Origin of the sequence: Sphingobium rhizovicinum, assembly GCF_042647625.1 — a bacterium.
In the GTDB taxonomy this organism is placed as follows: Bacteria; Pseudomonadota; Alphaproteobacteria; order Sphingomonadales; family Sphingomonadaceae; genus Sphingobium; species Sphingobium rhizovicinum.
The window spans coordinates 1,771,312-1,797,317 of the sequence record NZ_JBHRVU010000004.1 but is presented as its reverse complement, the minus strand read 5'-3'; the positions used below and the strand labels follow the sequence as shown (position 1 = coordinate 1,797,317).

The 26,006-nt window shown below is 59.4% G+C and carries 16 protein-coding genes; 3 read left to right on the top strand and 13 right to left on the bottom strand.

Going from position 1 to position 26,006, the window contains the following annotated elements; genetic code table 11:
* Positions 1 to 71: 71 nt before the first annotated feature.
* The 4 genes from ACFOKF_RS09935 to ACFOKF_RS09920 form a co-directional block, all read right to left on the bottom strand.
* Entirely contained in the window at positions 72 to 2,216 is a 2,145-nt protein-coding gene (locus ACFOKF_RS09935) for a TonB-dependent receptor (protein ID WP_313231406.1), read from the bottom strand.
* A gap of 140 nt (positions 2,217 to 2,356) precedes the next feature.
* Complete coding sequence (locus tag ACFOKF_RS09930) at positions 2,357 to 4,780, bottom strand: penicillin acylase family protein (protein WP_380795421.1); 2,424 nt, start codon at positions 4,778 to 4,780, stop codon at positions 2,357 to 2,359.
* Positions 4,781 to 4,802: 22 nt separating this feature from the next.
* The gene (locus ACFOKF_RS09925; protein ID WP_380795419.1) at positions 4,803 to 6,134 is read right to left on the bottom strand and encodes a spinster family MFS transporter; all 1,332 of its coding nucleotides are present in this window, start codon (positions 6,132 to 6,134) and stop codon (positions 4,803 to 4,805) included.
* Entirely contained in the window at positions 6,131 to 7,045 is a 915-nt protein-coding gene (locus tag ACFOKF_RS09920) for a sugar phosphate isomerase/epimerase family protein (RefSeq protein ID WP_380795418.1), read from the bottom strand. Before ACFOKF_RS09920 ends, ACFOKF_RS09925 begins: the two co-directional genes overlap by 4 nt.
* Positions 7,046 to 7,344: 299 nt before the next feature.
* Between ACFOKF_RS09920 and ACFOKF_RS09915 the strand changes: the two genes are divergently transcribed.
* Positions 7,345 to 10,134, top strand: coding sequence for a beta-glucosidase family protein (locus tag ACFOKF_RS09915; protein ID WP_313231400.1), 2,790 nt, complete (start codon positions 7,345 to 7,347; stop codon positions 10,132 to 10,134).
* A gap of 11 nt (positions 10,135 to 10,145) precedes the next feature.
* Entirely contained in the window at positions 10,146 to 11,801 is a 1,656-nt protein-coding gene (locus ACFOKF_RS09910; protein WP_313231398.1) for an alpha-L-rhamnosidase-related protein, read from the top strand.
* 210 nt (positions 11,802 to 12,011) lie between these two features.
* Here the strand turns inward: ACFOKF_RS09910 and ACFOKF_RS09905 are convergent, their stop codons facing one another.
* The 7 genes from ACFOKF_RS09905 to ACFOKF_RS25655 all read right to left on the bottom strand — a co-directional run bounded on the left by ACFOKF_RS09905 (position 12,012) and on the right by ACFOKF_RS25655 (position 20,242).
* Positions 12,012 to 12,947 (bottom strand): LysR family transcriptional regulator, encoded by a 936-nt coding sequence (locus tag ACFOKF_RS09905; protein WP_380795416.1) that lies wholly within the window; start codon positions 12,945 to 12,947, stop codon positions 12,012 to 12,014.
* Between the two features lie 122 nt (positions 12,948 to 13,069).
* Positions 13,070 to 14,734 carry an acyl-CoA dehydrogenase gene (locus ACFOKF_RS09900; RefSeq protein WP_313231476.1) on the bottom strand — a complete coding sequence of 555 codons (1,665 nt, stop codon included), beginning with the start codon at positions 14,732 to 14,734 and terminating at the stop codon, positions 13,070 to 13,072.
* Positions 14,735 to 14,836: 102 nt separating this feature from the next.
* On the bottom strand, positions 14,837 to 15,766 hold the full coding sequence (locus tag ACFOKF_RS09895; protein ID WP_313231474.1) for an electron transfer flavoprotein subunit alpha/FixB family protein: 930 nt from the start codon (positions 15,764 to 15,766) through the stop codon (positions 14,837 to 14,839).
* A complete protein-coding gene (locus ACFOKF_RS09890; RefSeq protein ID WP_313231396.1) occupies positions 15,766 to 16,515 on the bottom strand; it encodes an electron transfer flavoprotein subunit beta/FixA family protein in 750 nt (249 codons plus the stop codon). Before ACFOKF_RS09890 ends, ACFOKF_RS09895 begins: the two co-directional genes overlap by 1 nt.
* 19 nt (positions 16,516 to 16,534) lie before the next feature.
* The gene (locus ACFOKF_RS09885; protein ID WP_313231394.1) at positions 16,535 to 17,716 is read right to left on the bottom strand and encodes an acetyl-CoA C-acyltransferase family protein; all 1,182 of its coding nucleotides are present in this window, start codon (positions 17,714 to 17,716) and stop codon (positions 16,535 to 16,537) included.
* 25 nt (positions 17,717 to 17,741) lie between these two features.
* Positions 17,742 to 19,622, bottom strand: a complete 1,881-nt coding sequence (locus ACFOKF_RS09880; protein ID WP_449325396.1) for a 3-hydroxyacyl-CoA dehydrogenase NAD-binding domain-containing protein — start codon at positions 19,620 to 19,622, stop codon at positions 17,742 to 17,744.
* Positions 19,541 to 20,242: an SDR family oxidoreductase gene (locus ACFOKF_RS25655; RefSeq protein ID WP_449325392.1), complete on the bottom strand. Its 702-nt coding sequence runs from the start codon at positions 20,240 to 20,242 to the stop codon at positions 19,541 to 19,543. Before ACFOKF_RS25655 ends, ACFOKF_RS09880 begins: the two co-directional genes overlap by 82 nt.
* A gap of 349 nt (positions 20,243 to 20,591) precedes the next feature.
* On the opposite strand from ACFOKF_RS25655, the gene ACFOKF_RS09870 reads away from it, so the two are divergent.
* Positions 20,592 to 21,878, top strand: coding sequence for a TetR/AcrR family transcriptional regulator (locus ACFOKF_RS09870; protein WP_313231391.1), 1,287 nt, complete (start codon positions 20,592 to 20,594; stop codon positions 21,876 to 21,878).
* 42 nt (positions 21,879 to 21,920) lie between these two features.
* Here the strand turns inward: ACFOKF_RS09870 and ACFOKF_RS09865 are convergent, their stop codons facing one another.
* Both ACFOKF_RS09865 and ACFOKF_RS09860 read right to left on the bottom strand, forming a co-directional pair.
* The gene (locus tag ACFOKF_RS09865) at positions 21,921 to 23,582 is read right to left on the bottom strand and encodes a long-chain-fatty-acid--CoA ligase (RefSeq protein ID WP_313231389.1); all 1,662 of its coding nucleotides are present in this window, start codon (positions 23,580 to 23,582) and stop codon (positions 21,921 to 21,923) included.
* Positions 23,583 to 23,590: 8 nt separating this feature from the next.
* Positions 23,591 to 25,843, bottom strand: coding sequence for a TonB-dependent receptor (locus ACFOKF_RS09860; RefSeq protein WP_313231388.1), 2,253 nt, complete (start codon positions 25,841 to 25,843; stop codon positions 23,591 to 23,593).
* Positions 25,844 to 26,006 lie beyond the last annotated feature (163 nt).

Below are 26,006 nucleotides of genomic sequence, written 5' to 3'. Positions count from 1 at the left end.
AGCCTTCCAACGCGACAGAAGACCGCCGATGCTTTCGCATCGGCGGTCTCTCCTGCGAACGCTGCCTCTATTTAGAAATTATAGGTCAGCTTGGCGCCATAAGTACGCGGCGGCGCCATGCCGTAACTGTAAGTGCCAAAGCGCGTGCTAGCGACAGCGCTGGTAATGACCGTTTCATCCTCGATGTTGCGGACGAAGCCCTGCAGGCTCCACTTCTTGCTTTCCGGCGTGAAGGTCACGATCAGGTCGCTACGCGAATAGCTGTCCTGCTTCTGATAGGCGAAATTCTCGATCCCATAGAAGGACGAGGTTTCGATATGGGTCTGGACACGCGGGGTCAGCGTGCCGCCGAGCAGCCCGAAGCTGTGCTCATATCCCATATTGAACGACCAGCGTGGCGCCTGGGTCGAGCGGTTGCCCGAATAGTCGGTCACGCAGGTACCGTCAGTCGCGATGTTGAGACAAAGCTCGGTATATTCCGAATGCAGGAATACCGCGCTGGCATCAAACCGGTCGACGTCGCTCGGCTGGAAGACGGTTTCCGCCTCAAGTCCCCAAATGCGCGACTTACCAGCGTTGAATACCGCCGAAAGACCGACCGTCTGGTCACGCACCGAAATCTGCTGATCCTTGTAATTATACAGGAAGGCCGACAGGTTCAGTTGCAGGCTGTTATCGAGGAAGCGATTTTTCGAGCCGACTTCCCAGGAAGTGATGGTTTCCGGCTGATATGGCAGGGTATTCTGCCCCGGCACAGTATTGAAGCCACCCGCCTTATAGCCGGTATCAAACTTGGCGTAGACCATGTTGCGCGGGCTATAGTCGTAGGTCAGGCCAGCATGATAGGTGGTCTTGGTGCTCGAGGCATCATCGTCCTGCGCAACATTGCCACTGCCGGTGTTGCTGTAGCCCGTGCGGCTCTTATAGTCGTCCGAATAGCGGATACCAAACTCCGCCTTCAGCCCGTCGATCACTTCATAGCTTGCCTGCCCGAAGGCGGCCTTCGACTTCGCCTTCACATTATAGGAGAAGGTGAAGATGTTCGACGGCGGATTGGCCACCGCATAGCTCTGGAACAGGCTGAACAGGTCCGAGGTTTCGCGGAACAGATAGCCGCCGATCTGCCACTTGAACCGGCCATTGCCGTTAGAGACCAGGCGGACCTCGTGGGACCAGTCATGCACCTTCTCGGTTGGCTGAATATAGGCCGCCTGGCTGGTAGTGCCGTCCAGATCGCGCAACTGCGAATAATCGGTGTCGCGGAAGCCACCCAGATAGACCAGGCTCGCAAAGCCCAGATCATATTCGCCGTTCCACTGGATCGTGCGCAGTGTCGTGTCGATATACTGGTTTGGCAGGCTGTGCGGTGTGCCGTCGCCATCCACGTCCGGCCGATAGCTGGTGTCGATCGCACCCGAGGAGGTATAGCGCAGCGGCGTGCCCCACATCGTCGGACCGACGCCGCCGATTTTGGTCAACTGGCCGGTCAGCAACAGCTTGAGGCGATCGGTCGGTTTCCACTGAACGTGAAGGCGCACCGACTGGGAGTCAGCGTCGTCGCCGGCGCGCGCAGGCGCCTCATTGACGCGATAGCCGTCATGCTTGCTGGTCGAGAACGCCGCGCGAACCGCCAGCGTGTCCGTGACCGGCAGGTTGATCATGCCCTCGGTCGTGATCTGGTCGTAATTGCCCACGCCGACCGCAACCTTGCCCTCGAACTCGTCCTTGGGCTTTGCGGTGATGACGTTGATCGCGCCGCCCGTGGCATTACGGCCGTAGAGCGTACCTTGTGGGCCACGCAGGACTTCGACGCGCTCGAGATCGAACATCGAATCGCCAAAGCCGAAGGGCTTCTGGATGTAGAAACCATCCTGCGCGATCGAGATGGCCGGATCGCCGATTTCATTGGTGTTCTGGCTCGAAACGCCGCGCACCGCGATGATGACGTTGGCGGAGTTCTTGGAGATGCCCACCCCCGGCGCGATCGCCGCGATATCCGTCAGCGTGGAAACACCATTCTTTTCCAGCGCCTTTTGATCGAAAGCGGTGATGGCGATCGCCGTCTTCTGAACCGATGTTTCCCGCTTTTCAGCCGTAACGACAATTTCGTCGATACCGCCAGAGGACTGCTCGGCCGTCTGCGCCATGGCCGCACTTGCATGGAAGCCTGCCAGCACGACCAGACTCACACTGCTCAAACGCTTGAACTGTTTCATCGCTAAAACCCCTTTCGCTCTTGTTTTGTTACCGAACGACATCAATTTTTTATGTCATTATATCGTAATCTTCAAGTATTTTTATTGCACTTTACGCTATCACCACGCAACGACGTTTCATTAATTCGCTACGCCGCTAATCACCGGTAGGGATCGTTTAAAATCTCTTTATTTTCAGCATTTTGCGCAATTTCACGGTCGGAGAACAGCATCGGTTTGTACTGAAATTCCCGGAACAGGCCGACCTGATCGAGGACATGTTGCGCGCCCTCTTCGGCCTGGCCCGGCGCTACCACATTACGGCCCACTGCCCCGGTTGGGCGCAGTTCAATAAGGTGATTCTGAGTACCCCGTTCCGCAAGCGGGACGATAACTGGCTCGCGCGAACCTTGCGGCACATTATGGGCGTTGGCGGTCGCGAACTGGGTTGTCAGGATCGGGTCGGACCAGCGAGCCATATCCGCCCCGCGCGCAGCCGCGAGCTTCGCCAAGACCAGCCGCAACGTTTCGACCTGGACCGACGTAGCATCCCGCCCGCCCAGATAGTCCGCCTTGACCGGCAGCGACGCCGTCTTGCCGGCCAATATCCGCGCCAGCAGCTTGGGACCACGCCCAATGTCATAGGTATCGCTGCGCTTGTAGCCGAGCGATTTGGACAGCGACGGCCCGACGACCTCGGGGGCAAAAAGACGCGCGGTCATCGCCGCCAGCCAGGCATCATAGATGACCAGCGCCGGGCTGTCATAGCGGCCGTCGCCATCGGCATCGATCCGCCGCCTGTCCCATCCGGCCAGCAGGTCGCGTGCCTGCTGTAATTGCGGATCGCCGGGCGCCTGCTGCCCGATCGCGGCGATCAGGCCGGGGATGAAGAAGTCCGCCGTCTGGCTCATGGTGCTGGCCACTTCGACCAGTTTCTCCATATCGGCGGCGGACAGCCGGTCATGGCTCTCGACGAAATTCTGGAGCAACCGCGCGCGCTCCACCGAACTCCATCCGGTATCGGGGAAATACCATCCCTTGATCGGCTGCTGGTTCCAGTTGGTGAAGAAGCCGCGCGACGGGTTCAGGCGATAGGGCTGCTGCGACGACGGCAGGAAACCACGCCAGTCGCTCGCCCCCGTGCCGTCGGACGGCAAGCGGGGGTCCTGATCGGCGCCGCGGATCGGGAAACGGCCCGGATAGACCATGCCGATATTGCCCTTCCGGTCGGCATACCACCAGTTGATGCTGATCGCCGATCGCAGTGCCGCCTTGTGGAACTGGTCGAAATCCTGCGCCAGCGTCGAATCGAACCAGGCCATTTCGGTGTCCAGTTCATGCCCTTCCCACGCCCGCGCACGGGCATATGCCCGGTGATTCTGCGCATCGACCTGCAGCACCGGTCCATGGACCGTGCGATAGAAGGTGGCGGTCACGGGGGGAGCACCCTTGACCCTGATCGTCTCGGTCCGCGCCTGCATCCTCTTCCACTGGCCCTTGTGGAAATAGCGGGTCGGATCGGCCGGATCGAGCTGCTCGACAAAGCTGTCGACGGCATCGCCCCGGCCCACCGTGCTCGACCATGCCGTATTCCCATTATGGCCGAAGAAAATCGGGATGAAGCCGATCGGCGTCGTGCCGACCACGTCCATGCCCCCGCCGTGCAATCCCGCCTCATACAGGAAGCCCGGCATGGTGAAGCCCATTTGCGGCCCGCCCATCAGCATCGGATAGCCGGTCGCCGACTTGTCCTTGCCCACGACCCACACATTGCTGCCGCCATGATCGTTGAGCGCCAGCGACGCCATTCTGGCGCCCAGCATGGTATCGGCCTTGCCGACCCCTTCCGCCGCCGCCGCGACGCCCGGCCCGCCAGCCGCAACATGCGGCTGCCCCACGACCGACCGGGCGCGCAGGCTCTTGCCGGTCCAGTCGCCCGCCGCCAGCGACGTGACCGCTTCCGGGTCTTCCTCCAGCGGCACCAGATCATCGAACATCGCCCGCGCCCGCGCGGCACCGAACTGACTGGTTAGCTGGTCCAGCATCGCCGCATTGTCGAGTTCCTGTGTCTTGTCGGTGAAGCGAACCGCAACATTGCCGATGAAGATCTGCGCCAGATCCTCCGCAGTCCATGGCTTTGGCGCAAAGCCTAGCGCAGCGAACTGGCTCGGCAGGCTACCCTTGGCGATCCAGGCATTCAGGCCGTCGGCATAGGCCCTGAACAGCGCGCGTTCGGCCGGCTTCAGCGCCGCCAGCCGCGCCGTGACTTCGGCGCGGGTATAGCCGCGCTGGCGCGTCTCGCGATCAAAATCGACGAAGGACGGCCCCAATATCTCGGCCACCTCACCCCAGACGGACCGGCGCATCATTTCCATCTGGAACAACCGGTCCTGACCGATTGCATAGCCCAGCCCATAATAGAGCGCCGGCCGGCTCTGCGCATGAATATGCGGCACGCCATAATGGTCCCGCTCGATAATGATGCCTTCCTGCACCGCCGGCTTGGGCGCGGCATGGGCCGATACGCCGGCCAGCATCGTGGCGCCGATCAGCTTGCGGCAGGAAGAACGGAACAGGGATGTCATGCGACCTCTGGATTATCGGAAGTTATAACCTGTTTTCAACATAGCGGCGGAACGGCACCAGACCACGGCTCAGCACGGGCACTGCCAGCAGCGCCGCACCGGCGGCGACCAGCGCGAGCGAATGCCCCGTGCCTTGCGGCCCGCCGAACCATCGGTCGTTCGCCATCCCCACCAGCGCGCTGCTCAGCCCCATGCCGATCAGCGAATTGACGCCCAGGAACAGGGCCGACACGCGCGATCGCATCGCAGGCGGCGCGACGATCTGCATGACGGCGGTGGACGGCGGCATGGGGAATGAGGCGAAGAAGAAGGCGATGGCCAGCAGTAGCGTCGCCTGATCGACGCTCCCCGCCCAGGGCAGCAGGGCGATCGGCGGCACCGCGCCCAGCGCGCCGATGATGCCGGTGCGGAACGGCGCATCCTTGCTGCCGGACCGGGTCAGCCGGTCCATGATCGCGCCGCTCGCCAGCACGCCGCCACCCGCCGCGAAGATCGCGACCCAGCCCAGACGAAGCCCGCTCTCCCCCGGCGTCAGCGCGAACACGCGCATCAGATAGGCCGGCGACCAGGACAATAGCGAGAACAAGGTCATCGCCGCCAGCGTGTAGCCCATCATGTGCGGCAGAAAGATCGCCCGGTTGCGCGCCAGGAAGCGCATCACCTCCACCACCGAGGGAACGGCCTTGGCTGCGGATGCGCCCGCACCCTGCCCGGCCCGGCCGGCCTGCCGCACACGCGGGTCGCGGATCGTCGCCAGCATTACCAGCGCCAGCAGCAGGCCGGGCGCCCCCACGATGATGAACGTCATCTGCCAGGCGGCAAGGCGCAGGCCCAGCCAATATTGCGGCCCGCCCGCGCTGACCGCGCCGATCACCCAGCCCCCCAGCAGAAAGGCGATGCCCGTCCCCATGAAGGAACCGAGCGAATAGACCGCCACTGCCCGTCCCAGCTTTTCCTTGGGGAACAGGTCGCTGATGAGCGAATAGGTCGCCGGCGACAGCGCCGCCTCCCCCGCGCCGACGCACACCCGCGCCAAAAACAGTTGCAAGAAGCCGCGTGCCAAGCCGCACGCCGCCGTGGCAAGGCTCCAGAAGGCGACGCCGACGGCAATGATGACCGGCCGCGACTTGCGGTCGGAAAGGGCCGCGATCGGTATCCCCATCGTCGCATAGAAGATGGAGAAGGCGAAACCGTGCAGCAGCCCGAACTGGGTATCGGAAATGCCAAGGTCGGCCTGGATCGGGCCGATCAGCAACGCCATGATCTGCCGGTCGATGAAGGAGAATATATAGGCGATCATGCACAGGATCACCGCGATCCAGGCGCGCCGGTTCGTCAGGTCATGATCGATCATGCGGGCAGCCTGTTGAGATAGGCCATGCTGTCGCGGATCGCCGCCATCGGATCGTCCGACCGGTCATATTCGACGAAGAAATGCTGCGCGCCGGCCTTGCGTGCGGCGGCGATCAGGCGGGGCAGGTCCAGCCGCCCGGTGCCCACCACGGCAAATTCGCCGGCGGCGTCCACATCCTTCACATGACAGCCGAAATAACGGCCCGGATTATTCTCGAAATAGGGGATGGGGTCCTGCCCCGCCTTGGTCACCCAATAGAAATCCAGTTCCATCTTTACCAGTTCCGGGTCCGTGCCCTTCAGGATCAGATCGTAGATCATGTCTGGTCCCAGCCGCTGGAATTCGCGGTGATGATTGTGGAAGGCAAAGGTCAGCCCGGCATCCCGGCACATCCGCCCCGCCTGATTGAAAATGCCGATATAGCGGTCCAGGATCGCGCGATCGGCCAGCATGCGCGGCATCAGGATCGGCCAGGTCACATAGCGCTGCCCCAGCAGCTTCGCCTTGCCGATGCCATCCTCAACCAGCGCCAGCGCCTTTTCCGGCAGGAAGGCGCGCTCGTAATTTTCGCGATTCTGCTCGGTCGTGATTTCCTTGCGCGTCCAGGCGCCGAAGGAAGCATAGACTTCGTCGGACGCGATATGCTGGGACGGGGAAACCAGCCCGAACCGATCCAGTTGCCCTCGCAGCCAGGCAGGGTCGCGGCCGAAGCTGCCGACCGTTTCCACTTCCCTGTACCCTAAATCGGCAACCTGCCTGAGCGTGCCTTCAAAATCCTGTTCGAGCAGCGCGCCTACTGTGAAGAGCTGCAATCCCCAGGCCGTTTTTCGCGACACGCCAACTTTGGGAACCGTGGAACAGCCCGCCGCTGCCATAGCGATCGTTGCTGCCAGAAAATCTCGACGATTCATTCACTCCCCCTTCCCGCCCCTTTGAGGTCGACAAGACCAGCAATGATCACTGGATTAGTTGAATGTTCATTTATTACGCAAGCTTTGTCAACGAAATTTCACATTTCTCGGAACGATCCAATACCCATGGAAATGCGTAAGTTTGTCGCGATAAAACTATAGAGAAATGCGCATGAACGAATGGCGTTGGAAAAGCCTCAACCGGCGTCAAAAAAATTGAAACCCCCTCTAAAAAGCATCAAAGATTAATTGACATTTCAATTAAATTTGCTTTGCTGGCGCCATCAACGGAGGCAGAATTGAACACAGAATCGCGCAGCGCCGCCAAGGGGCATTTCCACATCCATCGCCACGGGCGGCAGGCCCTGCTCCATACGAGCGCCATCCTTCTGGCCGCCATGGGCATGCACGCCCCGCTCCACGCCCAGCCGATCGCCCCCACCGCCGCGCCCGCGGCGGAAAGCGGTGACGACCAGCGCGCCCGCGATCTGGTGGCGAAGATGACGCTCGATGAAAAGATCGACATGATCCGCGGCGCGCAGGAAGATGCGAAGACCGATCAGGCCGCCGCCGGCTATCTCCGGGGCGTGCCGCGCCTCGGCATCCCCTCGATGCGCTTTGCCGATGGCCCGCCCGGCATCCTGACCCGCGAACCTTCAGTCGCCCTGCCCGCGACCATGGCGCTCGCCGCGACCTTCAGCCGGGAGGATGCGGAACAAAATGGCGCGGTGGTCGGCCTCGAAGCCCGGCGCCTCGGCGTAGACGTGGCGCTGGAGCCGTTCGTCAACATCATGCGCGACCTCAATTTCAGCCGCGGCTGGAACACCTATGGCGAAGACCCCTATCTGTCGGGCATCATGGGCGCGGCGCAGGTGCGCGGCATCCAGGGCCAGGGCGTGATGGCGCAGGCCAAACATTATCTCGGCTATGACCTGCGCGGCTACAAGACGGTCATGGACGAACAGACCATGCATGAAGTCTATCTCGCCCCGTTCGAGGCGGTGATCGACGCCGGCGTCTCCTCGCTGATGTGCGCTTATAATTACACTAACGGCAAATATGCCTGCGCCAATGACGATCTGCTCAACGTCACCCTGCGCAAGGAACTGGGCTTCAAGGGCTTCGTCACGTCCGACTGGGGCGCGGTGCACAAGCCGACCGACATCAACACCGGCCTCGACATGGAAATGCCCGGCCTGATGCCAAAGGGCAGCCCCTGGCTCACCATCACCCGTTCCTATTTCGACAATGACAAGGCGCCGGTCGAACCACTCAAGATGACCATGGACGTGCTCGGCCGCGTCTTCGGTCGCGCCGTGCCGGAAGAGGGCAAGGGCGAGCGCGCACCGATCAAGTCGGTGATCTTCCGTGGTCAGTTCCCGGACGATCCCGCGCCGGTCAACATGGCCTCCGCGCTGGCCGACGGCACGGTGCAACTGGCGCAGATCGACGAAGCGGCCTATCGCGTGGTGCATGAAATGAACCGCTTCGGCCTGCTCGACCGGGGCAATCACCAGCCCACCGGCGGCGCGGTCGATCCCCGCATCGCGCCCATCATCCGCAAGACCGCCTCGGATTCCGCCGTCCTGCTGAAGAATGACGGCGCCGCCCTGCCTTTGAGCCAAACGGACATGGACGATCTGGCGCTGATCGGCCCCGGCGCGGGTCAGGTCGTGGCCCTGGGCATCAATGCCGAACATTCGCTCGGCCTTCCCGAAACCCAGAACAGTGTCGCCGCCCTGCTCCAGCGTGAGGTGGGCGGCCGCGCCGGCGCCCATGTCGCCTATGCCGTCGCCAACGACATGACCGGCACGCCCATCCCCGCCGACCGCTTCAGCAGCGACGGCGCGCCGGGCCTCGCCCGCTATGTCGACGGCAGGAAGGTCGCACAGGACAGCGCCCTCAACTTCACCGACGGCAACGCCAATGCCCTCCCCGCCGACGTCCAGCCGGGCTGGAAGGGTGAGATCGACATCCCCTCGGCCGGCACTTACGGCATCTATCTTCAGATGCTGGGCACCCATGGCGAGTTGCTGATCGACGGCAAGCTGGTCGGTCGCTCCAGCGGCATGACCGGCGCACGTCATGGCGACACGGTACAGCCGGGTCAGGACGCGCTGCTGTCCACCACCGACAATCTCAACAATGTCCGCCGCGACGTCGAACTGACCGCCGGCAAGCATAGTATCGAGGTCACGACCGGCGCTGACACCTCGCACGCGCCGATCCAGATCCGCCTGAACTGGGTCACGCCACAGCAGCGGGAAGCCAATTACCGCCACGCCGTCGAAACCGCGGCAAAGGCGAAAAAGGCCGTGGTTTTCGCCTGGGCACGGCAAAGCCCGATCTTCGGCCTGACGCCGGAGCAGAACAGGCTGATTGAGGATGTAAGCGCCGCCAACCCCAACACTATCGTCGTACTCAACACCAGCTATCCCGTCGACATGCCCTGGCTGGGCAAGGTGAAAGCGGTGCTCAACATGTGGTGGGGCGGTGACAAGGGGGGCGAAGCGACGGTCGACATCCTGACCGGGCGCGTCAGCCCGGCGGGTCGCCTGCCCTTCACCTGGGGCAAGGCACTGGAAGATTATCCCGCCACCGACCCGCGCTATCCCGAGCGTGGTGCGCAAGAGGACGGCGTCGTCACCTATTCGGAGGGGCTGGACGTCGGCTATCGCTGGTTCGACCGCCAGAACAAGGCGCCGCTCTACGCCTTCGGCCACGGCCTCAGCTACACCAGCTTCGCCTATTCGGGCCTCAGCGTGAAGCCCGCAGCCGACGGCGGCCTTGACGTCCGCTTCACCGTCGCTAATACCGGCCAGCGCGCGTCGGACGAAGTGGCGCAGGTCTATCTCGGCGCCCCCGCCAAGGCGCCGAAGGGAATCGCCTTCCCGGTACGCGCGCTCGCCGGTTTCGATCGCATTCATCTGGCGCCATCGGAACGCAAGACGATCTCGGTCCATGTCGCACCGCGCAGCCTGCAATATTGGGACGAGAAGGCCGGACGCTGGACCACGCCCAAGGGCACGCGCATCGTCCAGGTCGGCGGCTCCTCGCGCGATCTGCCGCTGACCGGCAAGAGCCGCTAAGGGGCGACGCGATGCAGAAACACGCGCCTGCCATCGGCAGACGGCAATTTCTGGGTGGCGCCGCCGGCGTCACCCTATCCGCCCTGTTGGCCGGGCCAGACGCGCTGGCGCAGGGCAGCCGTTTCGCGCCGGCCATCGCCGGCGAACCCCATGCCGAATGGGCGCGCAAGGCGCAGGCGTTGATGCCGGCGCTCCAAAGCGTCGAGCAGCAACCGCTTGCGCTGGTGAAGATGATCCCCGACCCGGCGCAAATCTTGCGTTTCCGGGTGGAAGAGGATGCCAGCATCACAGACTTTGCCACCCGCAGCTTCCGCAAGGGCGACAGCTTCATCCTCGACTTTGGCGGGCATCGCACCGGCCATCTGTCCTTCGATCTGGAAACCGTCGGGCGTGAACCCGATGCCCCGGCCCGGCTGAAGCTGACCTTCGGCGAGGTGCAGCCCGATGTCGCCGAACCGCTGCACCCCTATAAGGGCAAGATTAGCGAGGCGTGGTTGCCAGAAGAGATCATCACCGTCGATTATCTGCCGCAATCGGTGAAGATGCCGCGCCGCTACGCCTTCCGCTATGTCCGGGTCGATGTGATCGACACCTCACCCGGCTTCGCGGTGAAATTCGGCAATGTCCGCGCGCATGCAATCACTTCAGCCGGTCCGATGCCCGTGCCGATGGGGTCGACCCCGCGGCTGCGACGGATAGACGAGGTTGCGATGGCGACTCTGCGCGACTGCATGCAGACAAGTTTCGAGGATGGCCCGCGGCGCGACCAGCGTCTGTGGGTCGGCGACCTGCGGCTTCAGGCCCTCGCCAACTATGCCAGCTTCCGCAACAATGATCTGGTCAAACGCTGCCTCTATCTGTTTGCCGCCTATCGCGACAAGGACGGGCTGGTCGCCGCCTGCGTCTATGAAAAACCCTATCCGCGCTATGGCGGCATGCACATTGTCGATTATGCGGCGCTTTTCAACGTCACCCTGCGCGACTATCTGGACGCGACGGGCGATGTGGCCACGGCGCGCGACCTGTGGCCGGTGGCTCAGCGCCAGCTGGAGTTGATCGAACGCTGGATCAGTCCAGCCGGGCTGTTCATCGATCCGGGCAATATGTGGATCTTCATCGACTGGTCGAACAAGCTGGACAAGGGCTCCGCCATCCAGGGCTTGCTGACCTTCGCCTGGAAAGCCACCGCCGATCTGGCCCTGCAACTGGGGCTGAGGCATGAGGCAGTTCGCCTCTCCCGCCGCGCCGCCATGATGACCACTGCCGGGCGCGCCGCTTATTGGGACGCCGCCAGCGGCCGCGTGCTCAGCGGCACGGCGCGGCAGGTCAGCTGGGCCGGCGCCAGCTGGATGATGCTGGGCGGCCTGCTGTCACCGCGCGAAGGCCGCAGAGCCCTGCGCGCCGCACTGGCCGACCCCGCCGCGATCAGGCCGTCCACCCCCTATCTCTATCATTATGTGATGGAGTCCCTGATCGCCTGCGGCGAAAAGTCCCGCGCGCTGGCACTGCTCGAAAGCTATTGGGGCGCGATGATCGATGCGGGCGCCGACACGTTCTGGGAAGTGTTCGATCCGGCCAATCCGCTCTCTTCCCCCTACGGCGACATCCACATTAACAGCTATTGCCATGCATGGAGCTGCACGCCCTCCTATTTCCTGAGAACATAACCCTTGAGCGACTCAGTGGGGACAGATCAGCATATACCGAAAGCAGAGGAATTTACCTTGCCCATAAAGTCGATCGAGCCTGTGCCCATTTTTGGGCCAAGCACTAATGCCGCACGTTGAAGTTCGTTGTAGCACATTGGATAGCGGCTCGAAGACGGATGCAGTCAAGTACCTGTTTTTGCTAAACAATGTGCTACAACTTCCGCTCTTTTAATAAGTCAGATGATCCAACATGGTGCCGTCATCAAACAGTCCTCGGCACGCTGAGATGAATGCTTCCACCTTGGCTTGGCGCCGTGCATATTTGCGCTTCACTGAAGAGATCACCAGCAAGGGCCCACGCTCGATATCCGACACCGGAACACAGGCGAGAGGATCGCCCAATGGTGAAACATTTTGAGCCGACCGAACGTAACGCAGATAGACACTATCACATCGCCCCACGACAGCCTGCGCGCAGGCGCTAGTATTACTACCCACATTGTAGGCCGGTGAAAGCCCTTTATCTTGGAACATAGCTTTGAAGAGCTCTAGGGCGGGACCGTCCTGAATAAACAACTGCTGGTACTTGGCCAGCTCCGCAATGCTAATGGCCCTGCCTAGATGGACAAGTGGGTGATTGGCGCGCATTAATGCATATGGCTTTGGCTCACATAGAATCTCAGTCTCAATGTCCGAATTTGTTGAAACGCACAGCACAAAAGTAACAAGCAAGTCAACCGATGCAGATAATATTGGATTTACGCCATCCTCCATAAAAACCGTTTTTTGTGAAATAATTAGATCAGGATACTGTTTCCTAAGACGATCTATCGCCAAAGGAACCAGAGACCAACTTAGCCCCTCCTGGCAACCAACCACTAAATCGCCATGGATGCTTCGACCTCGCCCAGGGAATAGCTGCTCTATTTCAATTGCCTCTTGAACAAACGAACGAGCGCGCTCCAGTAGCCGCGCTCCATCCAGCGTTACAGAAACGCCTGAAGAGGCGCGTCGAATTAAGAGACGCGTGTCGAGCAGTTTTTCAAGCGCTTCGATATTATAGGCAACGGCTGAGGAAGACATGTTCAACATTCGCGCCGCCTCGACGAGGCTGCCCTTGTCCGCGGCCGTGGCGAAGCAGCGCAATTGTTCTATTTTGAGCATTTGCCGCTCCCACTCCGGCCATATGTAAGAATCATGTATCGCAACAGATATTATTAGGCTTCTTTAAGGAAGCCCATCATCCAATATCCTATCTATCAATTATCGAATGTCTCGTGCGAGCATCAGACGGACAATTCCTCGGTATTCAGGTCATAAAGCCCCTTGCCCCCCTCTGACACAGAAACAGCAAGGCCTGTCGCTTCGGGCACGATATGCGCAAGATACCAATTCACAGTGGCAATCTTAGCTTTGAGAAATGAGGGGCTAACTTGTCCGTTTGCAATCAGTTCGGTTGCTGCCGTCCTTTGGCGTTCCATCAGCCACCCGCAGGTCATTACCGACACCATCGTAAGATAAGGCGCGCTAGCAGCCAATCTATCGTCAACTGACGCTTTAACGAGAATTTCGGTGAGACTGGAGATTTGATCAGCTAAAATGAGTAATCCGGCATTCTTTGTTTCCAACCGGACGTCCCCAATGAGCGCATGCATCTGCTCGCCTTCATCTCCAACGAGTTTGCGGCCCACCAGGTCGGCAGCCTGAATACCGTTGGTTCCTTCATAAATGGGGGTTATGCGAACATCTCGATAGTGCTGCGCGGCACCAGTTTCCTCAATGAAGCCCATGCCCCCGTGGACCTGAACACCCAAGCTTGCCACTTCACAGCCGACGTCTGTACCATGTGCCTTGGCAAGAGGAGTGAGCAGATCCAGCCGCTGCTTTGCCCCTTTGATTCCAAGATGGGCACGATCAAGTTCACCGGCCGCGGCATATACAAGGGAACGAATGGCCTGGGTCTGCGCCTTCATACGAAAAATCATCCTTCGCACGTCGGGATGCTCTATGATGGCTACCGGTCCGCCCTCGGGGTTGCTCGCCCTAGACGACTGAACTCGCTCAAGCGCATAAGCGACGGCCTGTTGGGTCGCTCGTTCAGCAATCTGGACACCTTGAAGGCCAACATTGAGGCGCGCATTGTTCATCATCGTGAACATCGCCCGCATTCCGCCAAATTCAGGCCCGATCAACCATCCGCGACAATCCTCATTGTCGCCAAAAGACATAACGCAGGTGGGAGAGGCGTGAATGCCAAGCTTGTGCTCGATGGAGGCACAATGAACATCATTCCTGCTTCCGTCGGGCAGAAATTTGGGAACCAGGAAAAGGGATATTCCTCGCGTACCTGCCGGCGCATCGGGTGTCCTAGCAAGCACCAGGTGAATGATATTCTCTGCAAGATCATGCTCGCCGAAGGTAATGAAGATCTTGTTTCCCTTTACCCGCCAGCTGCCATCTCCGACAGGCGTTGCGCTCGAGCGAAGAGCCCCCACATCCGAACCCGCATTGGGCTCGGTGAGGTTCATCGTCCCGGTCCACTCTCCCGTGACCAGCTTGGGAAGATAGGCGGCTTGGAGTTCAGGGGAGCCATGCTTCACAATGGCTTCGATCGCCCCCTGTGTGAGCATCGGCCCAAGACTGAATCCAAGATTTGCCGCCCCCAGGCTTTCGGCAACGGCGAAGGCGAGCGTACTAGGCAGGCCTTGCCCTTCAAATGCGGAGGGGGCTGCAATAGTGCCCCATCCGCCCTCGACATATGCCCGGTAAGCCTCGCGAAAGCCGGGCGGCATTGTTACGACAGTGTCGTCCCACCGTGGCGGATTGGTGTCACCGACACGGTTGAGCGGCGCCCACTCATTGGCCGCCAGGGAGGCGGCCCCATCGAGAATGGCGTCGACCATGTCAGACTCCGCAGCGGCGAACTGGTCCTGCGAGGTAATTTCTGCCATCCGCACGACGTGATCAAGTACGAAGCGCTGCTCGGCAACTGGAGGACGGAAAGTCACGATACGTTCCTTTAGCGTATAAGAGATCTATGACCGGCGGTTGTGTCACAATTTGCCGGTCAGTTCCGGCACCACCTTGAACAGATCACCGACCAGGCCGATGTCGGCCACCTGGAAGATCGGCGCATCCTCGTCCTTGTTGATAGCGACGATGGTCTTGCTGTCCTTCATGCCGGCCAGATGCTGGATCGCGCCGGAAATGCCGACGGCGATATAGACTTCCGGCGCGACGATCTTGCCGGTCTGGCCGACCTGATAGTCGTTGGGGACATAGCCCGCGTCAACCGCAGCGCGCGAGGCACCGACCGCCGCGCCCAGCTTGTCGGCCAGCGGCATGATATATTCCTCGAAGGTCGGACCGTCCTTCAGCGCGCGGCCACCCGACACGATGATCTTGGCGCTGGTCAGTTCGGGGCGTTCTAGCTTGGCGATCTCGGCACCGACGAAGGAGGAAATGCTCTTGTCGCCGGTCGAGGCCACGGCTTCCACCGCGCCATTGCCGCCGTCCTTGGCCGCCTTTTCAAAGGCCGTGCCGCGAACGGTGATGACCTTCTTGGCGTCCTTCGACTTGACGGTGGCAATCGCATTGCCGGCATAGATCGGGCGCGTGAAGGTATCCTCGCTCTCGACCGACAGGATGTCGCTGATCTGCATCACGTCCAGCAGGGCGGCGACGCGCGGCGCGATATTCTTGCCGTTGCTGGTGGCCGGCGCGACGAACGCGTCATGATGGCCCATCAGTTCGACGATCAGCGGCGCGACATTCTCTGCCAGCGCATGGCCAAAGGCCGCGTCGTCGGCGACATGGACCTTGCCCACGCCGGCGATCTTGGCGGCTTCGGCGGCCACGCCGTCGACGCCCTGGCCGGCAACCAGCAGATGGACTTCGCCCAGCTTGGCGGCGGCGGTCACGGCGGAAAGGGTCGCGTCTTTGACCGCGCCGCCCTCATGTTCAACCCAAACGAGCGTCTTCATCATGCTGCAACTCCCAGAGCCTTAAGCTTGGCCACCAGTTCATCGACATCGGCAACCTTGATGCCGGCCGAACGCTTGGGCGGTTCGGAGACCTTGAGCGTCTCCAGACGGGCGGCGATGTCGACGCTGTAATCGGCCGGGGTCTTGTTCGCCAGCGGCTTGGACTTGGCCTTCATGATGTTCGGCAGCGACGCATAGCGCGGCTCGTTGAGGCGCAGGTCGGTGGTGATGATCGCCGGGGTGTTGAGCTTCACCGTCTCCAGGCCGCCATCGACTTCGCGGGTGACGTTGACCTTGTCGCCCTCTACCTCAACCTTGCTGGCAAAGGTGCCCTGCGGCAGGTTCAGCAGCGCGGCGAGCATCTGGCCGGTCTGGTTGCTGTCATCGTCGATCGCCTGCTTGCCCAGGATGATCAGGCCAGCGCCTTCCTCTTCCTGAACCTTGGCGAGCAGCTTGGCGACACCCAGCGGTTCGACCTCATCATCGGTCTGGATCAGGATGGCGCGGTCCGCGCCCATCGCCAGCGCCGTGCGCAGCGTTTCCTGCGCCTTGGCGACGCCGATCGATACCGCCACGACCTCGGTCGCCGCGCCCTTTTCCTTCAGGCGAATGGCTTCCTCGACGGCGATTTCGTCGAACGGGTTCATGCTCATCTTGACATTGGCCAGGTCCACGCCCGTGCCATCCGCCTTCACGCGCGGCTTTACGTTATAGTCGATAACCCGCTTCACGGGCACAAGGATCTTCATTTCTAATCCTTCCAGATATTCAGATACGTTCCCAAATCGCGGCGATCCCTTGGCCGCCGCCGATGCACATGGTAGCAAGGCCAAAGCGACCACCGGAGCGTTGCAGCTCGTAAACCAGCTTGGTTGTGATGATCGCACCGGTAGCCCCAACCGGATGTCCAAGGGAAATGCCGCTGCCGTTGGGATTTACCTTCTCGGAATTGAATCCGAGTTCCTTCGAAACAGCGCACGCCTGGGCGGCAAAAGCTTCGTTCGATTCAATGACATCCAGAGCATCGATCGAGAGACCTGCACGTTCAAGTGCCTGTCGCGTGGCTGGTACTGGCCCAATCCCCATAAAAGCTGGATCCACGCCGGCATGGCCATAGGAAACGAGGCGAGCAAGGGGCGCGAGTCCATGCTCTCTGACTGCAGCTTCCGATGCCAGGAGGACAGCTCCCGCACCATCGTTGATACCCGAGGCATTGCCTGCGGTGACCGTTCCGTTCTCTCGCTGGAAAACAGGCTTAAGACTTCCCAAATCCGAGGCTTGCGCGTCCATGCGGACATGCTCGTCCGTGTCAAAGACCACAGAGCCCTTGCGCGATTTGATCTCTACCGGAACGATCTGATCACGGAAACGTCCTTCCGCAATCGCCCGGGCAGCCCGTTGCTGACTCTCGAGTGCCAAGGCATCCTGGTCAGCGCGACTGATCTGATATTCGCGGGCCACATTTTCCGCCGTCACTCCCATATGAATTTTGTGAAACGGATCGGTCAGGGCACCGTTGAGGCCATCAAGCATCACTGTATCGCCCATTCTTTGTCCCCAGCGCGTGCCAGGGGAATAATAGGCTGCCCGGCTCATCACCTCGACGCCACCTCCAATCGCAACATTGCAATCTCCCAACATAATCGACTGGGAAGCGCTGATAATGGCCTGCAATCCCGATCCGCAAAGCCGATTGACCGTCAGTGCAGGAACCTCCTTAGGTATGCCTGCGGTAATGGCAGCGACCCGGGCCACATAAGCATCACGCGGCTCGGTAAGCACCACACTGCCCATCACGACATGTTCGATTAACTCGGGCGCCAAGCCGCTCCGCTCAATAGCGGCTCGGATCGGAATTGCTCCGAGTTCACCGGGTTGCTGATCCTTCAACGCGCCGCCAAAAGACCCAATCGCTGTTCGCGCAGCCGATACAAGATAGACATTGGTCATGGAATTCTCCGCAGAATTTATGAGATTACTGATTGAGAGATTCAAAGCTTTCGCCACTGGCAGCCAAGCGCCCGATCAGCGGAGACGGCGTCCAAGTCCAGCCATTGCGGCCTTGCGCAAGAGCTTTGAGTTGCTCGAACACCGACGGCAGACCAATTAGATCAGCCTGGAACATTGGCCCTCCGCGCTCACGTGCGAACCCATATCCGAGCAAATAAGTCATATCGATATCGATCGGACGGTAGGCGATACCTTCCTCAAGGATTTTTGCACCTTCGTTGATCATTGCAAGGAGGCTGCGGTTTATAATTTCATCGTCGCTGATTTCGCGCCGTTCGATGCCGAATTCATCAGAGTAGTCTACAATGAGCTGTTCTATTTCCGGATCAACCCGCGCCGTGCGGCCATCGGCATAAAGATAGAATCCTTTACCCGACTTTTGCCCGAACCTGCCCCGTTCGCAGATGCGATCTGGAATACCCGAATAGGGGCGTTCAGGATTTTGAATTGCCCTGCGCTTGCGAATGGCCCACCCGATATCCTGACCGGCAAGGTCCATGGTGCGGCATGGCCCCATGGCCATGCCCCATTTTTCCATTGCCGCATCGATTTGCTGTGGAAGTGCGCCTTCCTCGAGCATGAAGTAGACTTGACGAAGATATTCTTCGAATATCCGGTTGCCGATAAATCCGTCACACACGCCCGATATAACACCGATCTTACCAATACGCTTTGCGAATGCCATGGCAGCCACGAGCAATTCCGGTGCCGTTTCACGGCCTTGAACGATCTCAAGCAATTTCATGATGTTGGCGGGCGAGAAGAAGTGCAGCCCTATGACGCGTGAGGGATTCTTGACGAATCCTGCGATCACATCCAGGTCAAGGGTGGAGGTGTTACTGGCCAGAATAGCGTCCGGACGCGTGTGTTGCTCAAGAGCGGTAAAGACCTTCTCCTTGACCTTTATATCTTCGAAAACGGCTTCGATAACCAAGTCGACCCGGGACATAGCTGACAGATCATCGGCAATGCAAAGGGCAGCAAAACGTGCATCCGCGATCCGCTGATCAATCCGGCCTTTGTTCACATCACGCTGAATGGTGGCGCTTATGGTGCCTTCGGCCCTGGCCCGTACTTCCGGCTGGAGATCAACGATCGTTACGTCCAGTCCAGCATTGAGAAGAGCGATAGCGATCCCGGTACCCATGACGCCGCCTCCCACTACTCCGACGCGCTTGATGTCGCGCTGATTGATCTCCTTGGACAATCCGGGAATCCGGGCGACCTTGCGCTCGCCAAAGAATGCATGGCGCAGCCCGCGCGAGGCTTCGGTTGCAAGGAGCGCTGTAAACAGTCTGGCTTCGACCGCCTGTCCCGCACTGAAGAGTTCATCCATTACAGCAACGCTATCGATGATATACGCTTGCGCAGGACTAAGAGACCTTGTTGACAGATTTTCTCGCGCATCCAGAACCGCCTCGCGCAAGTCTTTGGGCAGGGGCAGATCGCCTGTGCGCCGGATCTGATCCGTGGCCACCTGGCGTGCCATCTCCAGTGCAGCGACAGCAAGATCACCGGCGATCAGATCCACCAAGCCCAGTGCCAGGGCCGTAGATGCGTCCACCGGCGCCCCTTCCAGCATCATCTTGAGCGCAGCCCTTGCTCCAATAAGGCGGGGCAAACGTTGCGTTCCACCGGCACCGGGCAGAAGTCCAAGCAGCACTTCAGGAAGCGCCATTCTGGCTGTAGGCGATGCGATGCGCCTGTGGCACGCGAGGGCAAGTTCAAGGCCGCCACCGTAGCAAATGCCATGGATGGCTGCGACTACAGGCTTGTGGCAGCGCTCAAGACGGTCGGCAAGGCCCGGAAGGCTGGGCTCAACCCAAGGCTTATCAAACTCGGAAATATCCGCGCCGCCCGAGAACAGGGCCCCCCCCCCCGAATGACAATTGCGCTTACACATGAATTGGCCTCGGCACTGTCCAAGGCCTCGAGCAACTGGCGGCGCGAAGCTGCGCCAAGGGCATTGACCGGTGGATTGTCCAGAACGATTTCAAGAATATCCTGATGGTAATTCAACTGCATAATGCGGCTCCGATTAGGCCGGTGAACGGACAGGGCGTCAATGCACGCTTCTAACCGTTGCCTCGCCATCAATGATGATTGATTGACCTGTGATGTAAGCTGCTGCCTGAGACGCGAGAAAAACGGCAGCACCGCCGATACCGGCCGGCTCACCGATCCTGCCGAGGGGCAGTGCTTCGCAAAGGCTGACCTCGGCAGCCGGATCTTCCCAAAGTGCTTTGGCGAAATCAGCATGGATGACCCGGGAGTAATCGCGTTAATGCGGATATTGGAATCCCCCGGCTCGACAGCGAGGTTGCGGACCAGCTGAAGATCTGCGACCTTCGACATGTTATAGGCGCTGATCTTGCCGGCTCCGATCATGGCCCCGATCGACGAATCCACATTGATCTTCGCGACTACTTCTTCGCGCGCCGCCTGCGTCCCGCTCGAAACCACCACCCGAGCGCCAGCCTTTGCCGACGCTTCCACGACAGCCCTGCAGATCCCACGCGACGCCCCCCCCCCCCCCCCCCCCCGTCTCACGCGCTACTTTGCCGGTAAGATCAAAAAGCGACACCATTTACTCCCTCCAAGGCTCAAACCCTGTACGAGTCGTCGAACTCGCAGCCCTTCGCTGTCCACATCAGCAAGTCCTGCTTACGTAGTTGCGAAAGAAGCAGCCAGCAAACCGCCTGGACTCTCGCCCTGTACGATCACTCAAAAATCAGATATGCAGTTTCACGTCAAGGCAAATCGACATGCCGTGGGTTGTGTTGCTCAATCGAACCGCCGTGCTAGGAGAGAGAGAATGAATCACAGCAAGGCCAGACAAGTCTCCGCCCTTGGCGAGCGCGCGGTATCCGGCGCCGACGAATCTGATCGCGACGCGCGCGCCCGCATCATTCGCGCAACTGTGACGGTCATGGCTGACAGGGGCCTCGCCGGTCTTAGCTACCGCCAGGTTGCCTCGCGTGCCAAAGTTAGCCTTGCGCTTGTCAACTATTATTATCCCAGCAAATTTGGCCTCGTGGCCGCCGCATCCTCAGCGATCCTGGAACGCTATACAGACGCATTCGCGCGCGCAGCATCCCGCTTTAGATCGGGCGCGGCCCCCAGCTTTCGTGACTTCGCCTATCGGCTCGTTGGAAATGCAACAGGCAGAGATCGGACGCTCACACTTGCCTGGGCGGAAATCTCCCTCGACGCCGTGCGCCATGAGGAAAGCCTTTCTCTCGCCCAAGCCTGGAACGTCAGCATTTCAAAATTATGGTCTGACATCGCTGAGGCTACTGGAGAGCCCAATCCTCACCGCATAGCTCGTTCCGGGATCGATCTGGTCATGGGACTGCTGTTTTTTGTCACGGCACTGCGACTGGATCAGGAGCAAGTCGACCAGGTCCTGAACCACGAAGGCCAACCCACGGACCTTTGGCCCCCCTCGACATGTTCCTCTCCCTCGAAGCCTCCAGCGGCGACGAACAAGGCGCAGCGTACCCGTAATCTGATCCTCGGAGCTGCAATCGACCTTCTGATATCAGAAGGCGCAGCAGAGGTCAGCTTCCGAACAGTCGCGGAGAAAGCCGGCCTGACATCAACGGCGCCCGCATATCATTTCCGGACAACAGATGCACTGCTTGCTTCGGCGGGCATGCTTCTCGTGGAGAATTCCAAGCAGCGTTACCGCGGGGTGATGCAAAGCCTCGATCGTCAAGCTGTGACCTTCGAAAATCTGGTCGAAGTGACGACGACCATTTTCATCCGCGAAGCCACTGAATTTTCAGCGCTCAACCTCGCATTTTTTTCGACCTGGATCGAAGCCTCGCGGCGACCAGAACTCCGGCAAACCATCTGGGGCTTCATTCGCGATATCTATCGCGGTTGGCAAACTGTCTTTGAACTTGCGGCGAAGCGAAGCTTGCCCCCCGTTACCGGCATACTTGGCTTTGCATTGTTCGTCGGCAAACTTGTGAGAATTCTTTCGACAGGCTCCAAGACAATGGACCTAGCCTCCATCCGGAGAGAGTTTACCGAGGATTTCCACAAGCTATGCTTCGAGAGTTTCTGGAAGCCTGACGCCAATCGCTCTCGATCTTAGCCAAAACCGAATTCGCCTTCAGCAGCACCCGACTTATTCAACTTAGCTTTCTTCCATAACTTTTCCATGGATCAACCGGTCGCGAAGTTCGCGTCGCAAGATCTTCCCAACGCTCGATTTGGGCATTTCCTCGATCATATGGATATGACGTGGCACCTTATAGGCCGCGATATTTTCTCGGCAGTGAACACGAATGCGCTGCACATCAAAGTTTGGCGTCCTACCCACAACAAACAGCACAACAGCTTCCCCGGTGTTTTGGTCCGGAACGCCGACACAAGCGCACTCGACCACCTCAGCCAGTTGCGAGACGGCAGCTTCCACCTCATTGGGGTAGACATTGAAGCCGGACACGAGAATCATGTCCTTCTGTCGGTCGACAATATAGTAGCGGCCGTTTTCATCCTGCCGCGCAAGGTCTCCAGTCCGAAAATAGCCATCGCTCGTCAAGACTTGCAATGTCGCCGCCGGTTGTCGCCAATAGCCCTGCATTACCTGGGGACCGCGCGCGCAAAGCTCCCCAACCTCTCCCCTTGGAACATCGGCGCCATTCTCGTCGCGAATAGCCAGTTCGGTCCCCGGGACCACCTCGCCAATGCTCCCGAGAAACCGTTCCTCGGCAAACGGTGTGCAAGTCAGAATAGGCGATGTCTCGGAGAGGCCATAGCCTTCTCGAATATGTCTGCCGGTCAATGCCTTCCAACGTGAGGAGACCACCTCCTGCACCGGCGCGCCGCCGCCCATCGCCAGCAGCTTGGGATCAAAGTCCAATTCCGCAAAGGAAGACTCCGCAGCAAGCGCCTTGAACAACGTGTTTACCCCAGTCACAAAGTTGATCTTGTGACGTTGCCAGAGCGCAGAGATCTCCCCCAGATCGCGCGGATTGGGAATGAGGACATTCTTCGCTCCTAGCGAAAGCATGCACATCATGTTCACGGTCAGCGCAAATATATGGTAAAGTGGAATGGCTGTCAGGACGTTGATCTGCCTGTCGCTATCCTCCTCACCCCAAATCGCTTGAAACTGCCGAACATTCGCCATGATGTTGCCGTGGCTAAGCATCGCCCCTTTGGGCAGCCCAGTTGTCCCTCCCGTATATTGAAGGAACGCCAAATTCTCCTTCCCCTGAAGATCGACGATATCCGGCGCCTGGAACTTGGAGCCGAGGGCATCTTCGAAATCGGCGACCTGCCAGATAGCCGGTAGAGAGAGCAAGTCTTCTTCATGCAAATTGTCGACCAAGATGACCGATCGTATCGAACGGACATCGGCCCCTCTGATCGCAGGCAGGGAAAGCGACGTTGTGATGATAACGTCGGCCTCGGAATCATTTAGCAGATGCTTCAACTCATGCGCGGTATAATAGGGATTGATATTCACCTGGACTGCGCCCGCACGCACGATCCCCGCAACGGCGATCGGAAAAGCCATGATGTTAGGCAGCATAACGGCGACCCGGTCGCCCAGGTTTACTGAGCATTGCTGGCGCAAGAAACCCGCGAGCGCTCCGGCTTTCAACCACAGGGCTTCATAGCTAAGTTCGCGATCCCCCTCAACGAACGCCACGCGCCCGGAAAATTCCGTGCAGCAGTCCCGCAGGTAGACGGCAAGATTGCCGGTTCCGATTTGGAGGGGCATTTTCAACCATCCTATGTCTGATTTTAAATTGGCATGGGCCGGCAAAATGCCGGCCCAAGATTCCATCCTGTCACTTAGTTCGAGAAGCGAAGCTCAACACCAAACACGCGCCCTTTTGAGAGCGGCGAGAATGTGCCACCAAGGGGGACAGGTCCGAGCCGTGCCGGCAACTGCGTATCCCCGCCGATCTGCACGTCGTTTGTGAGGTTTTGACCGAATATTGTAATGGTCCCCCTGTCATCGAGAACGTGGAAGGCCAAGCTCGCATCGATCCGGTCGGCAGCATTGAGTTGACCGCGATTGTTATCGGTATAAGCCGAACTGTCGCGATGCGAATACCCCACCCGGAGCGTTGTCGTCCCAACTGCTGGCAGATCTCTTTCCACAGAGAGGCCGATATTTGCCGTGAAAGGAGCGAGACGTGGGATATCGAGATCCTTGTCCGCCCTGTTTACGAGACCGTCACCGTTGAGATCGAAAATGACATTAGTATATTTTCCGTCCGTGTAGCCGGCAGATCCCTCAAGAACAACGCCCTCCGCAAGTGGGATCGTCGCGTCGGCTTCGATACCCATGATTCTCGCATCAGCCGTATTTTTGATGACCTGCACCACGCCCGAAACAGGATCTGACAAATTCACCTCGCGCTGCATGTCGGCAATTTTCATGTAGAATGCCGCGACATTGAAGCGCGCACGACCGAACGGCTCCGTCTTGAAACCCAGCTCCCAGGAATCGACTTTTTCGTCGCGGAAGGGCCCAGGGCCGAAATTCGCCAGATCGGTTGCGGTGTTGCGAAAGTTGAAGCCGCCGGCACGATATGCCCGCGCATAGTTGGCATAGCTTCTAACGGTCGGCGAAATTTCATATTGGATACCCAAGCGAGGGGACCAACTGCCCTTCGAAACCTTGCCCGTAAAGTCGTAAGGGCAAGTACCATCGATGATGTCGCAGGGCTTGTTTACATTCGCTGAAAGCGAAGCGATCTTGTCGTCCTTTCGTTCATGGGACCAACGCAAACCGGGGCTGATCGTCAGTGCATCTGTGAGCTTGAAATCCACATTAGCGAACAGACCAAATGTCTCCTGGTCCTGATACCCCCCACCATATTGGTGACGGGCGCCTCCAAGGAGCCGGCGATGTTCGTTATAATAAATCTTCTGAGTGAAGTAAAAAAATCCAGTCGTGAGTTCGATATCGTCTGCAACATCTCCGTTGAAACGTAGCTCATCCGAAAATTGGTGCTGCTTAACGTCGATATTTGCGTGAAAAAGATCCCTCGGACTTGAATCGATGTCGGACAGAGCCTCTTGCTTGTAGCGGCGATAACCGGCTATGTTCGTGATGGTACCGGGACCGACATCAAGATTGATCTCGCCGCTCACCTGATCCCATTTGGAATCATAGAAGCCGGGTTCATCAATCGAGAAGCCGAAGCTATCGCGGCTGAAATTACCCCATGCTCCCGGAACCCCATCCCCGTTCGTATGGGATTGGCCTGCCGGCCCGTCGCCGTGCGAGTCACCATGCTCATATTTGACCAGCACCGATAGATCGCTCGATGGCGTGAACTTGAGGCCGCCCCTCAACAGCCAGGTGCGGGACTTGCCAAAATCCTCCTTGGCCGCGCCGACGGTACGCTCGAACCAGCCATCATCCTTGTTATAGTAAACACCCAATTTGGCCGACAACACATCTTTTACCAACGGTCCACGCACCACGCCGGACACGGTATAGCTGCCGCCGGTCCCTCGCAGGCCCGACGTGGCAGAGGCCTTGAATTCATATTTCAGTGTGTCGGTGGGATCTGTGGTGTTGACGAGAACTGCGCCGCCCGTGACATTTCGACCGAAGAGAACCCCCTGGGGGCCACGGAGCACTTCGACCGATTTGAGGTCAAAGGCGTCGAAGACGACACCGCCATTGATGCCCTGATAGATACCATCCACGAAGGTGCCCACGGCCGGATCGATGGAGGGGATCGAGGAATTTACGCCCAGGCCGCGGATGCTGAAGTTCGCAACACCCTTGGTGGTTCCGACGTCATCCATCGAAACATTGGGGGCCTTGAACGCGATCTGGGAAATATCCTTGATCTGCATCGCACGCAGCTGATCTTCACCAAAAGCCGAGATCGCCACAGGTGCTCTCTGGGCGTTGGTCCCCCCAGCCTGTTTTGTTGCCGTCACAACGATTTCGCCGAGCAGGGCATCGGTGTCGCGACCGCGCCCCGCAGCCTGAGCGTCTTCCTGAGCAAATGCAGGTGCTGCGCAAAGACTTATTGTCAAGCCGAGGCCTGATAGGCTGGAACATAGCATCTTTTTCATGATTTCCTCTCCCCGTTAGGATTGCGAGGATTTCCTCGTCTGCGGTAGGAATAGGATGTTCCAATTCCGAGTAAAAACGCTATTATTCGGACAAGAACCCCAAACAAATTGAGGATCGACCATCGTCAGTGCTGATGGAATAATATTGCGCGAGGGCTTGTAG